General features: G+C 75.3%; 10 protein-coding genes. 4 read left to right on the forward strand and 6 right to left on the reverse strand.

Features of this window, described 5'->3' with window-relative positions; translation table 11 throughout:
• Positions 1 to 22 precede the first annotated feature (22 nt).
• Both NFX44_RS18940 and NFX44_RS18945 read right to left on the reverse strand, forming a co-directional pair.
• Entirely contained in the window at positions 23 to 1,360 is a 1,338-nt protein-coding gene (locus NFX44_RS18940) for a pitrilysin family protein (RefSeq protein ID WP_262284872.1), read from the reverse strand.
• Positions 1,361 to 1,445: 85 nt separating this feature from the next.
• The gene (locus NFX44_RS18945) at positions 1,446 to 2,756 is read right to left on the reverse strand and encodes a pitrilysin family protein (RefSeq protein ID WP_262284873.1); all 1,311 of its coding nucleotides are present in this window, start codon (positions 2,754 to 2,756) and stop codon (positions 1,446 to 1,448) included.
• Between the two features lie 229 nt (positions 2,757 to 2,985).
• Between NFX44_RS18945 and NFX44_RS18950 the strand changes: the two genes are divergently transcribed.
• The 4 genes from NFX44_RS18950 to NFX44_RS18965 are packed head-to-tail and all read left to right on the forward strand — an operon-like array spanning position 2,986 to position 6,139.
• Positions 2,986 to 4,041, forward strand: a complete 1,056-nt coding sequence (locus tag NFX44_RS18950; protein ID WP_262284874.1) for an ABC transporter substrate-binding protein — start codon at positions 2,986 to 2,988, stop codon at positions 4,039 to 4,041.
• Positions 4,038 to 4,817: an ABC transporter ATP-binding protein gene (locus NFX44_RS18955; protein WP_262284875.1), complete on the forward strand. Its 780-nt coding sequence runs from the start codon at positions 4,038 to 4,040 to the stop codon at positions 4,815 to 4,817. The genes NFX44_RS18950 and NFX44_RS18955 overlap by 4 nt, the downstream gene beginning before the upstream one ends.
• Entirely contained in the window at positions 4,807 to 5,691 is an 885-nt protein-coding gene (locus tag NFX44_RS18960) for an ABC transporter permease (protein ID WP_262284876.1), read from the forward strand. Before NFX44_RS18955 ends, NFX44_RS18960 begins: the two co-directional genes overlap by 11 nt.
• 4 nt (positions 5,692 to 5,695) lie before the next feature.
• Positions 5,696 to 6,139, forward strand: coding sequence for an Rrf2 family transcriptional regulator (locus NFX44_RS18965; protein ID WP_262284877.1), 444 nt, complete (start codon positions 5,696 to 5,698; stop codon positions 6,137 to 6,139).
• A 119-nt stretch (positions 6,140 to 6,258) separates the two neighbouring features.
• On the opposite strand, the gene NFX44_RS18970 is transcribed toward NFX44_RS18965, so the two are convergent.
• The 4 genes from NFX44_RS18970 to NFX44_RS18985 all read right to left on the reverse strand — a co-directional run.
• The gene (locus tag NFX44_RS18970) at positions 6,259 to 7,518 is read right to left on the reverse strand and encodes a DEAD/DEAH box helicase (protein ID WP_262284878.1); all 1,260 of its coding nucleotides are present in this window, start codon (positions 7,516 to 7,518) and stop codon (positions 6,259 to 6,261) included.
• Between the two features lie 211 nt (positions 7,519 to 7,729).
• Positions 7,730 to 7,933 carry a cold-shock protein gene (locus NFX44_RS18975; RefSeq protein WP_013288421.1) on the reverse strand — a complete coding sequence of 68 codons (204 nt, stop codon included), beginning with the start codon at positions 7,931 to 7,933 and terminating at the stop codon, positions 7,730 to 7,732.
• Between the two features lie 201 nt (positions 7,934 to 8,134).
• Positions 8,135 to 11,590: an ATP-dependent helicase gene (locus tag NFX44_RS18980; RefSeq protein WP_262284879.1), complete on the reverse strand. Its 3,456-nt coding sequence runs from the start codon at positions 11,588 to 11,590 to the stop codon at positions 8,135 to 8,137.
• A partial coding sequence (locus tag NFX44_RS18985) for an ATP-dependent DNA helicase (RefSeq protein ID WP_262284880.1) occupies positions 11,587 to 15,171 on the reverse strand: 3,585 nt, incomplete at its 5' end. The genes NFX44_RS18985 and NFX44_RS18980, both read right to left, overlap by 4 nt.

Below are 15,171 nucleotides of genomic sequence, written 5' to 3' on the forward strand. Positions count from 1 at the left end.
AAACCCGGCTCACTCCTCGCGCTCACGCGGACTCCGTGCGGATCGGGGCGAGCGCGGCGAGGCCGTCGGCGACCCGCTCGGCGTCGCCGAGCACCACGGTGACCGCCTGCGCCGGCGCGAGGTAGCGGGCCGCCGCCGCGGCCACGTCGTCCACGGTCGCCGCGGCCAGCCGGGCGGCGTGCTCGGCGAGGAAGTCCAGCCGCAGGCCGTTGCCCGCGTACGCGCTGGTCAGCGAGGCCAGGCCGGCCTGCGTGGACATGCCGAGCTGGAGCGTGCCGAGGGCGTACTGGCGGGCCTGTTCCAGCTCGTCCGGCTTGGGCGGCAGGGTGGCCAACCGGCCCAGCTCGTACGTGGTCTCCAGCAGGGCGGGCGCGGTCACCTCGGTGGCCACCTCGGCGGCGGCGACCAGCACCGACCCGGCGACCGAGTGCTCGATCAGCGAGTGCGGCCCGTACGTGTAGCCCTTGTCCTCGCGGATGTTCTCCACCCAGCGGGAGGAGAAGTAGCCGCCGAAGAGCAGGTTGGCCAGTTGCAGTGCGGCGTGGTCGGGGTGGGTGCGGGGCACCGCGGGCAGCGCGATCCGCAACGACGACTGCACCGAGCCGGGGCGGTCGACCAGCAGCACCGGGCCGAGCTCCAGCGGCGGCGCGGGCGGCAGCTCGGCCGGCTGCCCCTCCCCCTTCCAGCCGGACAGGGCCCGCTCGGCGGCGTCCAGCGCCTTCTCCGGCTGCACGTCGCCGACCAGCACGAGCACCGCCCCGGCCGGGTGTACCCGCTCGGCGTGCAGCCGGCGCAGCACCGGGGGCCGCACCGCGCGCACCTGGTCCGGCTCGGGGGTCTGCACGGCGTACGGGTGCCGGCCGTAGATCCGCTTGAGCAGCGCGGTGCGGGCCAGGTGGGCGGGCTGGCTCTGGGCGACCTGGATGCGGTCGACCAGCCGCTCCCGCTCGGTCTCCACCCAGTCGGCCGGGTAGGTGGCCCCGGTGAGCACGTCGGCGAGCAGCTCCAGCATCCGGTCCAGGCCGGTGACCAGGCCCGCCCCGGAGAGCATCAGCCGGTCGGGGTCGATGCCGGCGGAGAGCCCGCCGCCGACCTTCTGCAACTCCGCGGCGAGCTGGGTCGCCGTGTGGGTCTCCGTGCCGGAGAGCAGGGTCTGCGCGAGCATCCCGCCGCGGGCCAGGTGGGTACGCCCGAACGGCATCCAGAGCCGCAGCTCGACCAGCGGGATCGCGCTGCGGCGCACGGCGATCACGGTGAGGCCGTTGCCGAGCGTGCGCTCGGCCTGCTTGGGGAGCTTGAGTTTGCGGTTGGGACCGAGCGCCGGCAGCGGCCGGGTGCCCGTCTCCACGGTTGCCGTCACTGCGCCTTCTCCGTTCGCGACTGCGGGGCTCGCAGACCCGGCTCACTCCTCGCGCTCACTGGACTTCCTCCGTTCGCGGCGGCGCTCACCGGGCACCGCCGGGGATGACCTCGATGGACGCCCGGCGCTCCGGCCGGAGGGTGGCGGCGGCGGCTCGGACCTGCTCGTCGGTCACCTCGCCGACCAGCCGGGGCAGCTCGTTGATCAGGCCCGGCTCGCCGCGCTGCTGTTCCAGGACGGCCATTCCCAGCGCCCGGCCGAGCACCGCGTCGGTGTCCCGCAGCAGGTGGGTGGCCATCCGCGCCTGGGTGCGGGCCAGCTCCCCCTCGGTCAGCCCGTCGGTGGCCAGCCGGTCCAGCTCCTCGTCGACGGTCCGCAGCACCTTGTCCACGTCACCGCCGGGCGGCAGGTGTGCCTGGAGCAGCAGCGCGGTGGGGTCGCGCACGTCGAACGGGTCGCCCATGAAGCCGAGGTAGCCGCCCAGGCTGGTGACCGAGCGGTCCCGCTGGACCAGCCGCTCGACCAGCCGGGAGGCGTCGCCGTCGGTGAGCACCTCGGCCAGCACCACGTACGGCAGGTAGCCGGCGAAGTCGGTCAGCGGGTCGGGCACGCGCCAGGCCCCGGCCACCGCCGGCAGCGGGGCCAGCTTGTCGGTGTACGAGGTGCGCCGCTCCGCCGTGAGGTCGGGCTCGGTGAAGTCGGGGCGTTCCGGGGCGGGGCGGGCCGGCACGTCGCCGAAGTGCCGCTCGATCAGCGCCGTCGCCTCGGCCACGTCGACGTCCCCGCTCACCGCCAGGACGGCGTTGCCGCTGGCGTAGTAGCGGCGGAAGAAGTCGGCCGCGTCGCCGACGGTGGCCGACTCCAGGTCGTCGAAGGAGCCGTAGCCGTCGTGCGCGTTGGGGAAGGTGTCGAACATGACCGGCGGCAGGGTGAGCCAGGGGAACCCGCCGTACGGCCGGTTGAGCACGTTGACCCGGATCTCCTCCTTGACCACGTCGACCTGGTTGCGCAGGTTCTCCTCGGTCAGGCGGGGGCCGCGCATCCGGTCGGCCTCCAGGAAGAGCGCCCGCTCCAGCGCGTTGCTGGGCAGGGTCTCGTAGTAGTCGGTGTAGTCCAGGTGGGTGGAGCCGTTGAAGGTGCCGCCGGCGCCCTGGACGTGCCGGAAGTGGGCCAGCTTCTCCAGGTTCTCCGAGCCCTGGAACATGAGGTGCTCGAAGAGGTGCGCGAAGCCGGTGCGCCCCTCCGGTTCGGAGCGGATGCCGACGTCGTAGACCACCGCCACCCCGATGACCGGGGCGCTGCGGTCGGGGGTGAGCACCACCCGCAGGCCGTTGTCGAGGGTGAACCGCTCGACCGGGTATTTCGTCGCTGGAATTGTCGCTCTCCGCGTCGGCACGTGATCGACCCTAACGCGTCGGCAGCGCCCGCACCGGCGGTGTGCGCGGGCCCACCGGACGGCGGTGTCGGCCGCTGGCCGACCGGCGCGACTATCTCCACCGAACAGGTGGGAATTGTCGAGAACTTCCAGGTCGGGCGTCCCGGATCGCGGACGGGTCTTGACGCCGTTCACGGCCTGCCCCAGTCTTCCTACCAACTAAGTAGGAATACTGCGGATTGGATACTCGATGAGACGGCTCCCCTTCCGCCGCCTGGTCACCCTGGCCACCCTCGCCGTGGTCGGCGCGGCCACCCTGGGCGCCACCGCGGCCTGCGGCGACGACGACGCGGCCGGCGGCTCCGGCCCGGTCACCCTGCGCCTGGGCTACTTCCCGAACATCACCCACGCGCCCGCCGTGGTGGGCGTGGAGAAGGGCATCTTCAAGGAGAAGCTGGGCGACGTCACCCTGGAGACCAAGACCTTCAACGCCGGGCCGGCGGCCATCGAGGCGGTCTTCTCCGGCGCGCTCGACGCCACGTACATCGGTCCGAACCCGACCGTGAACGCCTTCTCGAAGTCCAAGGGCGAGGCGGTCCGGGTGGTGTCCGGCGCCGCGTCCGGCGGCGTCGCGCTCGTGGTGAAGCCGGAGATCACCTCGGTGGAGCAGCTACGCGGCAAGAAGATCGCCACCCCGCAGCTCGGCAACACCCAGGACGTCGCGCTGCGCTACTGGCTCAAGGAGAAGGGCCTGCAGACCACCAAGGAGGGCGGCGGCGACGTCAAGGTGGTCCCCCAGGAGAACGCGCAGACCGTGGAGACCTTCACCAGCGGCGCCATCGACGGCGCGTGGGTGCCCGAGCCCTTCGTCTCGCGGCTGGTCAACGCGGGCGGCAAGGTGCTGGTCGACGAGCGGGACCTCTGGCCGGACAAGAAGTTCGTCATCACCAACCTGCTGGTCAGCACCAAATTCCTCAAGGCGCACCCGGACGTCGTGAAGAAGCTGGTCGAGGGGCAGGTCGCGGCGAACGAGTACGTCAACACCAAGCCGGACGAGGCCCAGCAGGCCATCTCCGACCACATCGGCAAGATCACCGGCAAGCCGCTGGACCTCAAACTGATCAAGCAGGCCTGGCCGACGTTGGAGTTCACCAACGACCCGATCCCGTCCTCGCTGAAGACCGGCCTGGACCACGCCGTCGCCGTCGGGCTGACCCAGCCGGTGGACCTCAACGGCCTCTACGACCTGAAGTACCTCAACGAGGTGCTCAAGGCCGAGGGCAAGGCCGAGGTCGTCCAGCCGTGACGTCGACCACGACGACCCCGCGCAGCGCGACCGGCTCGGTCGCGCTGCGCGGCGTGACCAAGGTGTACGGCCAGGGCGAGCACGCCGTCCTGGCGCTGGACGGGGTGTCGCTGGACGTCGCCCCCGGCGAGTTCGTCTGCCTGGTCGGCGCGTCCGGCTGCGGCAAGAGCACGCTGCTCAACCTGGTCGCCGGGCTGGACCGGACCAGCGGCGGCCGGATCGAGCTGGGCGAGGGGGTCAACCCCGGCCTCATGTTCCAGGAGTCGGCGCTCTTCCCGTGGCTGACCGTCGAGGGCAACGTCGAGGTGCCGCTCAAGCTGCGCGGGCTCCCGCGGAACGAGCGCAGGGCGCGGGTCGCCGAACTGCTGCGGACCGTCCACCTCTCCGACTTCGGCCGCAAGCGCCCGCACCAGCTCTCCGGCGGGATGCGGCAGCGCGTCGCGCTGGCCCGCACCCTCGCCCTCGACACCCCGGTGCTGCTGATGGACGAGCCGTTCGGCGCGCTCGACGCGATGACCCGGGACATCCTGCACGACGAGCTGGAGCGGATCTGGTCGGAGCGGAAGCTCACCGTGATCTTCGTTACGCACAACGTCCGCGAGGCGGCCCGGCTCGCCGACCGGATCATCCTGCTGTCCAGCCGGCCCGGCCGGATCATCTACTCCACCGAGGTCGACGTGCCGCGACCCCGGCGGATCGACTCGCCGGAGATCGCGGCCATCGCCGCCGACGTCACCGACCGGCTGCGTACGGAGGTGGGCCGCCATGGCCAGTGACACCCTCACCGGTTCCCCGCGCACCGACGCGGAGATCTCCGGCCTCGACGCCCTGGAGACCGCCGGCCGGGAGAAGACGCCGTCCCGGCTGCGCCGCGGCTGGTCGGCCACCTGGCCGAAGCTGGCCGCGCTGGCCCTGGCCGTCGCCCTCTGGCAGGCGGTGGTCTGGACCGGCTGGAAGGACCCGTGGGCGCTGCCCGGCCCGGTGGTGGTCTTCGAGGACCTCGGCCACTACCTGATCAGCTCCGCGCTCTGGGACGGCCTGGCCACCACCGCCCGGCGGGCCGCCGTGGGCTTCGCCGCCGCGGTCGCCGTCGGCCTGCTGCTCGGCCTCGCGGTGGCCCGGGTGAAGGTGCTCCGCGCCGCGCTCGGCTCGATGATCACCGCGTTGCAGACCATGCCGTCGATCGCCTGGTTCCCGCTCGCGATCCTGCTGTTCCAGCTCAGCGAGCAGGCCATCTTCTTCGTGGTGGTGCTCGGCGCGGCGCCCTCGGTGGCCAACGGGGTCATCCACGGCGTCGACTACGTGCCGCCGCTGCTGGTCCGGGCCGGCCGCAACCTCGGCGCCCGCGGGCTCGACCTCTACCGGTACGTGATCGCGCCGGCCGCGCTGCCGGCCATCGTGGCCGGGCTCAAGCAGGGCTGGGCGTTCGCCTGGCGCAGCCTGATGGCCGGCGAGCTGCTGGTGGTCATCGCCACCCGGACGTCGATCGGCGCGCAGCTGACCTACGCCCGGGAACTGAACGAGGCGCCCCGGCTGATGGCCATCATGATCGTCATCCTGGTGGTGGGCCTGCTGGTGGACGCCGCGTTCGGTGCGGCCGACAAGGCGATCCGCCGCCGATGGGGCGTGCTGGACCAGGCCGGCAACTGAGGCCGTGTACGTCTCCGCGCGCGCTGACTACGCGCTCCGGGCCATGCTCGCCGTCGCCGACGCCGCCGGTTCCACCGGCGACGGGGGGCTGGGTGGCGGCGAGCTGGTCAAGGCGGCGAGCCTGGCCGACCGCCAGGGCATCCCGCTCAGCTTTCTCCAGGGCATCCTGCTCGACCTCCGCCGGGCCGGGCTGCTGCACAGCCACCGCGGCACCGAGGGCGGGTACGCCCTCACCCGCCCGCCCACCGAGATCAGCGTGGGTGACGTGCTGCGGGCGGTGGGCGGCGCGCTGACCAGCGTGCGGGGCATGCCCGCTGACCGGGCCGGCTACCACGGGGTGGCCGCCGGGCTGCGGGACGTCTGGCTCGCGGTGGACGGCGCCATCGCCCTGGTGGTCGACCGGACCACCCTCGCCGACCTGCTGGCGGACCGCGCCGCGGCACCCTGACCCCCGGGTCGGTGTCGGGCCGCGGGTGCGACGCGGCCCGGGACCGCGGCTTCAGCTTCGCGAGGTGGCGGCGTCCGGCGGTCCGGGCGCCGCCACCCCGCCGAACGGCAGGTGGCCGGTCAGCGGCGACGCGGGCGGCGGGACCGGGCCGGCCGCGAGGCCTGTGCCGGGTGGGGTGCGGGCGGCGGGGTGAGGGTGACCGGGACGCCGCTGGGCTGACGGGCACCGGTGACCCGGGCCAGTTCCTCGTCGCCGGACCGGACCCGGGCGGTTTGCGGGGTGATGCCGGCCACGGTCATCAGCCGGGAGACGTCGCGGCGCTGCTCCGGCAGGACCAGGGTGACCACGGTGCCGGACTCCCCCGCCCGGGCGGTCCGACCGCCCCGGTGCAGGTAGTCCTTCGCCTCGGTGGGCGGGTCGGCGTTGACCACCATGTCCAGCCCGTCGACGTGGATGCCCCGGGCCGCCACGTCGGTGGCCACCAGCGCGGTGACCTGGCCGCTGCGGAACTGCTCCAGGATCCGGGTGCGCTGCGGCTGGGTCTTGCCGCCGTGCAGCGCGGCGGCGCGTACGCCCTTGGCGAGCAGCTGGCGGGCGACACGGTCGGCGCGGTGCTTGGTCGCCATGAACAGGATGGTGCGGCCCTCGCGGGCGGCGATGTGGGCCAGCGCGGCCGGCTTGTCCTCCGCCTCGACGTGCAGCACGTGGTGCGTCATCGCGGTCACCGTGGCGGTGCCCGGATCGACGGAGTGGGAGACCGGGCGGCTCAGGAAGCGGCGGACCAGCTTGTCGACACCGCCGTCGAGAGTGGCCGAGAAGAGCATCCGCTGGCCGTTCGGGGCGACCTGCTCCAGCAGCTTCGTGACCTGCGGCAGGAAGCCCATGTCGGCCATCTGGTCGGCCTCGTCGAGCACGGTGACGGCCACCTCGTCGAGCCGGGCGTCCCGCCGGTCGATCAGGTCGTGCAGCCGGCCCGGGGTGGCCACCACCACCTCGGCGCCGGAGCGCAGCGCGTCCGCCTGCCGCTGGAGGGAGAGCCCGCCGACCACGGTGGCGCAGCGCAGCCCGAGCGCCCGGGCGTACGGGGTGAGCGCCGCGGTCACCTGCTGGGCCAGTTCGCGGGTGGGGACCAGCACGAGCGCCAGCGGGCGACCCGGGCGGGCACGGCGACCGGCCGTGCGGTGCAGCAGCGGCAGCCCGAAGGCGAGCGTCTTGCCGGAGCCGGTGCGACCGCGGCCGAGCACGTCGCGGCCGGCCAGCGAGTCCGGCAGGGTCGCCGCCTGGATCGGGAACGGCTCGGTGATGCCCTGCGCGGTCAGTTCACTGACCAGCGCCGGGGCCAGGCCGGTGGCGGCGAAGGTGGGAATGGTCATGGTCATGCGGAAAGCCTTCCTCGACGCGGCACGTGTCGAGGAAAGGCGCCGGGGAGCGGCGCGTCACCGGCGTCACCGGTGGTCACAAGCACGAACCGAAAGGTACGGGCCGGCCCGCCGCAGCACGCCACGTCCCGCAGAGCGGGTGGGCTGCGCGGCGGACCGGCCCGTCACCGCGCCCGGGGGGCGCGATGGGTGTTACGGAGTGATCCGAAGATCAGAGCGGACGGATGTTCTCCGCCTGCGGGCCCTTCTGGCCCTGGGTCACCTCGAACTCGACCCGCTGGTTCTCGTCCAGGCTCCGGTAGCCGGAGGTCTGGATCGCCGAGAAGTGGGCGAAGACGTCGGCGCCGCCGTCGTCGGGGGTGATGAAGCCGAAGCCCTTGTCAGCGTTGAACCACTTGACGGTGCCAATTGCCATGTGTTTCGTCTCCTTGACGGAACGTTCGGACCCGCACCTGTTGCGGACCGAAGAGGAGCCCGCCGCGCGCGAGTGCGCGGCGTGCCTGTCGCTGCTGGTCGCCCCGCCCGGAGAACTCCGGACACAACAAAGAGCGCCTGGGGCCACAATCCGCCAGGCGCACACAGAGTCTCTGGAAACCAAAACTGCAACGGAGCTAACCTACCACGATCTCGGCGAGAGCGCGCCCTCTGTCGGAAATTCCGGCACGGCGGCGACGAGCGCGGTCAGCCCGGAGGCGTCCAGCAGGTCGGCCGGGCGGACGGTCACGGCGTCCCGGACGTAGTGGAAGGCGGCCCCGACCCGCTCGACCGGCACCCCGGCCAGCTCGGCCCAGGCCAGCCGGTAGACGGCCAGCTGCACGGCCGCGGCGTCGGCCTCCCGCCCGGCGGGCTGCCGGCCGGTCTTCCAGTCGACCACGTCGTAGCGGCCGCCGGGGCGGGCGAAGACGGCGTCCATCCGGCCCCGGACCACCACCCCGGCGATCACTGTGGCGAAGGGCACCTCCACCTCCACCGGCACCCGGTCGGCCCACTCGCTGGCCAGGAAGCGCTCCTGGAGCTCGGTGAGCGCGTCGTCCGGGGCGGCGTCCTCGTCGGCCGCGCCGGGCAGCTCGTCCACGTCGAGCAGCCGGTCGGCGCCGAAGCGCTGCTCCAGCCAGGTGTGGAAGGCGGTGCCCCGCCGGGCGTACGGGTTGGGCTCGGTGGGCATCGGCCGGCGCAGCGTCCGGGCCAGGGCCTCCGGGTCGCGGCGCAGCGCCACCAGCTGCGTCACCGACAGGTGCCCGGGCAGCTCCACCTCGACCGCCTCGGCCCGCCGGGCCAGCTCGGCCCGTTCGGCGAGGAGCAGGTCGGCCTCCCGCCGCCAGCGGGCCACCTCGGCGTCCTCGGCGGGCGGCTCGGGGGCGCCCGGCAGTGCCTCGTCGGCGCTCCCGGCGGCCCCGGCGCCCGCGGCCAGCAGGGCCTCCTCGCGGCGGGCCGCCTCGGGGTCGGCCAGGTAGCGGCGGACCAGGGCGGCCGCCTCGGCCAGCGCCGGACGGCGGGCGCCGAGCGGGTCGGCCGGCCACTCCGCCCGCAGCACCGTCTCCGTGGTCGGGTTGACCGCGTCCCCGGCGGGTTCGGGCGCCCAGGCGTCGACCAGGTGGCCGTCCGCGCCGGCCAGGCAGGCGTCGTGCACCTCGCGGAGGAAGACCGAGGGGCCGCGGAACTTCTTCGTCCCCTCCCCCCACCAGTAGCCGGAGCAGAGCAGCAGCCGGCGGGGACGGGTCACCGCCACGTACGCCAGCCGGCGCTCCTCCCGCTCGTCGTGCGCCCGCCAGGCGTCGGTGAAGTTCTCCACCGCCCGGACCACCCCGCGCTGGTCCTCCGCACCGGCAAGGCCCAGCTCGGGAAGCCCGTCCGCGTCGCCACGCAGCGGGAACGGCAGCACACCGAGCCCGCCCAGCCAGTGGTCGGAGTTGCGCACCGGCCCGGGCCAGACCCCCCGGGTGAGCCCGGCCACCGACACCACGTCCCACTCCAGACCCTTGGCGGCATGCGCGGTGAGTATCTGCACCGCACCCTCCACCACCTCGACCTCGCCCGGGGTGAGGCCGCGCTCCTCGTCCTCGGCGGCGGCCAGGTAGGCGAGGAAACCGGCCAGCGTGGCACCGGGCGTCTCACCGCTGAACCGGGCCGCGACGTCGCCGAGCGCGTCCAGGTGGGCACGGGCCAGGCCGGCGTCGCCGGCGCCGTCCCGGCCGGCCCGGACCGCCACCTCCACGTCCAGGCCGATGGTCCGCTCGATGTCCGCGATCAGCTCCGGCAGGGACTGGTCCAGCCGGTAGCGCAGCAGCGCCAGCTCCATCCCGTACGACCGCAGCCGCGCGAACCCCTCCGCCGAGTACGCCTGCGCCGGCCCCAGGTCGGCCAGCGCCTCGACCAGGGTGGCCTCGTCCAGCGCGTCCACGGTGATCTCCGGCTCGTCGTCGCCGGTCACCTCCCGGCGGGCCCGCGCGATGGCACGGGCGCGCCGGTGCAGGGCGACCAGGTCGCGCGGCCCGATCCGCCAGCGCGCGCCGGTGAGCAGCCGCAGCAGCGCCGCCCCGTCGGTCGGATCCGCGAGCACCCGCAGCGTGCAGACCACGTCCCGGACCTCGGGGGTGTCCAGCAGCCCGCCCAGGCCCACCACGTCGACGGGCAGCCCGCGGGCGCGCAGCGCCGCCTCGAGAGCCGGGATCTGGCTGCGCAGCCGGACCAGCACTGCGGTGGTGGGGCGCCGGTGCGCCGGGATGTGCTCGGGCAGCGCCTCCGGCATCCCGGCCGCGCCGCGCCAGGCGGCCAGCACGCTGTCGGCGATCCAGTCGGCCTCGTCGGCGTACGTCTCCAGCAGCGCGCAGTGCACCGTGCCGGCGGCCCGCCCGCCGGGGCTGCGGTGCGGGATCGGGTCGCGGACGCTGAGCGCGGCGTGCAGCTCGGGCACCCGGGCGCCGGCCGCCCGCAGCGGCACCGACAGCGCGTTGGCGACGCCGAGGATCTCCGGGCGGTTGCGCCAGCTCGTGGTGAGGCTGAGCACCTCGGCCGGGACCCCGTCGGTGCGGGCGAACTCGGTGGGGAACCGGTCCAGCGTGCCGGCGCTGGCCCCGCGCCAGCCGTAGATGGACTGGCAGGGGTCGCCCACCGCGGTGACCGGGTGGCCCCCGCCGAACAGGGCGTTGAGCAGCACCACCTGGGCGTGACTGGTGTCCTGGTACTCGTCGAGCAGCACCACCCGGAACCGGTCCCGCTCGATCACCCCCACCCCAGGATGGTCGCGGGCCACCCGAGCGGCCCGCGCCAACTGGTCGGCGAAGTCCATCGCCTCGAAGTCGTCCTTGCGCCGGCCGTACGCGCGGACCAGCGGCAGCAGCTTCAGCCGGGTCTGCTGGAGCTGGAGGGCCTTACGCACGTCGGCGTAGACCCGACCCGGCCGGGACTGCACCTCGGCGAAGAACCGGCCGGTCCAGGCAGCCAGCTCGTCCGGGTCGACCAGGTGCTCGTCCAGCTCCCCGGCCAGGGCGAGCACGGCGTCGGTGATGGTCGACGGCATCCGGTCCACCTCGGACATGTCGCCGTCGTAGTTGCGGACCAGCAGGTCGACGAGCTGCCAGCGGGACGCCTCGGTGAGCAGCCGGGTGGTCGGCTCGTAGCCGGCGCGCAGCCCGTGCTCGGTGACGATCCGGCCGGCGTACGAGTGGTAGGTGGAGACGGTCGGCTCGCCGGCCAGGGGATCCTCGTGCGGATCCCTGCCCTGCCGGCCGAGCCGGCGGATGAGCTGGTCGAGCCGGGTGCGTACGCGGTGTGCCAGCTCGCCGGCCGCCTTGCGGGTGAAGGTGAGGCCGAGGATCTGCTCGGGGCGCACGTAGGAGTTGGCGACCAGCCAGACCACCCGGGCGGCCATCGTCTCCGTCTTGCCCGAGCCGGCGCCCGCGACCACCAGCAGCGGCTCCACCGGCGCGGCGATGATCGCCGCCTGTTCCCGGGTGGGCGCCGGCAACCGGAGCAGTCTGGCCAGCTCGACCGGGGTGTAGCGGGGGCCGGCGTCGGCGGTCCGGGGCGTCGGGGTGGCGGTGGTGCCGAACAGCGTCGGCTGCGTCGTCATGCGTGCTCCGTGGGCGGCTCGACGACCTGGCGGCCCTGCCCGGAGACCGGGCAGCTCGTGCGCACCGGGCAGACCCGGCACTTCGAGCTGGCGACGGCGGCGAAGGTGGCGGCGGCCATCGTGTCGGCGGTACGCCGGACCAGCGCGGTGGCCCAGCCGGCCTCGGGACCCTCCCCGGCGGCCGCCTGGGCCTGCTCCTTGGCGTCCTTGGCGCCGGTGCCGAGCTGCACGAGCGCGGCGCCCCCGGACTCCTCGCCGAACTCGGCGAACGCCCCCGCCTCCACGGCCGCCTGGTAGGCGCCGAGCTGCGGGTGCTCGGCCACCTCCCGCTCGGTGACGGCGGTGGACTTGCCGGTCTTCAGGTCGATCACCACGAGCCGCCCCTCGGCGTCGACCTCCAGCCGGTCGACCCGGCCGGTCAGCTCGACGGGCCGGCGCGGGTCGTCGAGGCGGACCGCGAACTCGTGCTCGATGGCGAGCAGCCGCCGCGGGTTGCCGGCCAGCCAGCGCAGCAGCTTGTCCACCATGGCCTCGGCACGGGACCGTTCCGGGCCGACCATCCAGCGGGCGGCCAGCTCGATGGCGTCGAACCGGGCGGCCACGTACTCCAGCAGGGCCGTCCGGTCGACGCTGGCGTCCTCGGCCAGCATGGCGGCGGCGTGCACCAGGTTGCCGACCCCCTGCGCGGCGCTGGCCGGTGCGCTGCCGCCGTGCCGTTCCAGCAGCCAGCGCAGGCTGCACCGCAGCGCGCTCTCCATGGCCGACGGGGTGACCCGCACCGGCTCGCCCTCGTCGACCAGCGGCCGGTCGTCGGAGAGGCCCCGCAGCCCCCACCAGTCGTCCGGGTGCGCGCCGGGCACTCCGGCGGCGGCCAGCCGGGCCAGCTCGGCCGCCGCCGCGCGCCGCCGGGTGACCGGTGCCGCCGGGTCGGTGATCGCGGTACGCAGCTCCGCCACCAGCGCGGACAGGGTGAGCCCGCGCGGGGGCAGGGTGACCGGCAGCGCGCCGGGCACCGCGTCCTGCGGGTCCTCGTCTCCCGCCGGCACCGGCCCGTCCGACATGGGCGGGACGGTCAGCGTGGCACCGTCGCCGGGTCGCCCGGCCGCGCGGGCCGGAGTCCCGGCGGCGCCGTCGCCGGCACGTCGGTCCCGCCCCCGGCCGGTGACCCCGGTCGAGGCGGCGCCGGTCGGGCCGCCACCGGTGGGGGCGCCGCCGGTCGGGGCGCCGCCGGTCGGGCCGCCACCGGTGGGGACGCCGCCGGTCGGGGCGCCGCCGGTCGGGCCGCTCGGGCGCGGTCCGGGATCCGGGGCGGGCGGGGTCGTTCCGCCCCCGCCGACGGTGGGCGGATCGATGGCGGCCAGCTCGTGCAGGAATCGGCTGGGCTGCTCCTCGTGGTCGTCGCCGCCGACCGCCGCCGAGGCCACCGCGGTGACCAGCAGGCGCCGCCGCGCCCGGCTGATGGCCACGTGGAACAGCCGGCGCTCCTCGTCCAGCAGCGCCGAGGTCTGCCCGACCAGGCTGGCCCGCAGCCCGGCGCCGTCGGCCCGGCCGGCGAGCACGTCGACCAGCCGCTCCGAGCCGAGCAGGCTGCCGCGCAGCCGCAGATCGGGCCAGACACCCTCCTGCACGCCGGCGACCGCGACCAGGTCCCACTCCAGACCCTTGGCGGCGTGCGCGGTGAGCAGGCGGACCGCCTCGCCCCGGTCGGCGCTGGCCGCGAGGGTGTCGGCCGGCAGCTCCTGCCCGAGAACGTGGTCGAGGAAGACCTCGGTGCGCGCGCCGGGCAGCCGGTCGGTGAACCGGGCCGCCGCGTCGAAGAGCACCATGACCGCGTCCAGGTCGCGGTCGGCGGCCTCGGCCCGCCAGCGCTGCGCGGTCTCGTGCTCGCCGGTGGCGGCCCGGCCCCGGGTGATCGCCCCCGCCCAGCGCTCGGCGAGGCCGCTCTCCCGCCACACCGCCCAGAGCACGTCCTCGGCGGTCGCACCGGGCGCGGCGGCGGCCTGCCGGGCGGTGTCCAGCAGGTGTGCCACGGTCTGCGCCGGCGCCGCCCAGCGCCGCTCGACGGCAGCCAGCTCGGCCGGGTCGCGCAGGGCCTCGACGATCAGCTCGCCGGACGGGCGGCGGTCGCCCGCGGCCAGCGCGAGCGCCCGCAGCCCCTGGCGCAGCCGCCGCTCGGCGAGCGGGTCCGCGCCGCCCAGCGGCGAGTGCAGCAGGGCGACCGCCGACTCCTCGTCGAGCCGGTCGGGGTCGAGCGCGCAGCGGAGCAGGAGCAGCAGCGGGGCCACGCCGGGCTGGAGGTGCAGCGGCAGGTCCTCGCCGTGCACCACGGTCGGCACTCCGGCGGTGTGCAGGGCGCGCCGCAGCGAGGGCAGCTGCCGGCCGGTGGAGCGGACCAGCACCGCCATCCGGGACCAGGGCACCCCGTCGAGCAGGTGCGCCTCGCGCAGCGCGTGGGCCAGCCAGGCGGACTCGCTGGTGGCCGAGCGGAAGGTGCGGACCTCCAGCGCGCCGGGCGGGGCGTCGGGGAGCGGGCGCAGCCGCCGGTGCGCCGCCGGGCCGCGCAGCCGGCGGGCCAGCCGGGCGGTCGCCGCCAGCAGCTCCGGCCCGGCCCGGTAGGAGGTGGTGAGCGTGACCTGGGCGGCCGGCGCGCCGGAGGCGGTGCGGAACCGGTGCGGGAAGGTGGTCACCCCGGCCGGGTCGGCGCCGCGGAAGGCGTACGTGGAGGAGTCCGGGTCGGCGAAGGCGACCAGGGGCTTGCCGCCACCGGCCACGACGGCGAGCAGGTCGAGCTGGGCGGGGTCGGTGTCGGCCAGCTCGTCGACGTAGACGTGGGCGAGCCGGCGGCGCTCGGCGGCCAGCAGCTCGGGGTCGTCCAGCAGCATGCCGGTGGCGGCCCGGACCAGCTCGGCCGGGTCGTAGGCGATCGAGCCCCGGTTGCTCACGTCGCGCAGGGCGAGGACGGCCACGTACTCGCGGAGGAACCGGGCGGCGGCCGGCCAGTCGGCGCGGCCCAGCTTCTCACCCAGCCGGGCCAGCTCGACCGGGCCCACACCCCGCTCAGCGGCGCGCATCAGCAGATCGCGGAGCTGCTGGGCGAAGGCCCGGGTGCGCAGCGCGGGGCGCAGGTCCTCCGGCCAGCCGACCGGGTCGTCGTCCGGCTCCTCGCCCACGATGTCGAGCAGCTCGCGGATGATCAGATCCTGCTCGGGGCCGGTGAGCAGCCGGGGTGAGGGTTCGCCGCGCTCGGCGGCGGCCCGGCGGAGCAGCCCGAAGGCGTACGCCGGGAAGGTGCGGACCAGCGGCTCGCGGACCACGCGTTGGCCGTCACCGGCGATCCGCGCCTCGATCCGGTGGCGCAGCTCGGTGGCGCCCCGCCGGCCGAAGGTGAGCACCAGGACGTGTTCCGGGTCGACGCCCTCGGCCACCCGGGCGGCGACCGCCTCGACCAGGGTGGCGGTCTTGCCGGTGCCCGGGCCGCCGACGCCCAGCATCGGCCCGTCGGTGTGGGCGACGACCTCGGCCTGCGCCGGATCCGGCCGGCGCGACGGCGGGTGCGCGGCATCGCCCGCGGACCCGCCGTC

This window comes from Micromonospora sp. MA102, from assembly GCF_025460765.1.
GTDB lineage: Bacteria > Actinomycetota > Actinomycetes > Mycobacteriales > Micromonosporaceae > Micromonospora > Micromonospora halotolerans.

Bases quoted from the DNA above. Each gene is read 5' to 3' on its own strand.
- NFX44_RS18970 (WP_262284878.1), bottom strand. From the start codon at position 7,518: ATGACCATGACCATTCCCACCTTCGCCGCCACCGGCCTGGCCCCGGCG.
- NFX44_RS18975 (WP_013288421.1), bottom strand. From the start codon at position 7,933: ATGGCAATTGGCACCGTCAAGTGGTTCAACGCTGACAAGGGCTTCGGC.
- NFX44_RS18960 (WP_262284876.1), top strand. From the start codon at position 4,807: ATGGCCAGTGACACCCTCACCGGTTCCCCGCGCACCGACGCGGAGATC.
- NFX44_RS18980 (WP_262284879.1), bottom strand. From the start codon at position 11,590: ATGACGACGCAGCCGACGCTGTTCGGCACCACCGCCACCCCGACGCCC.
- NFX44_RS18950 (WP_262284874.1), top strand. From the start codon at position 2,986: ATGAGACGGCTCCCCTTCCGCCGCCTGGTCACCCTGGCCACCCTCGCC.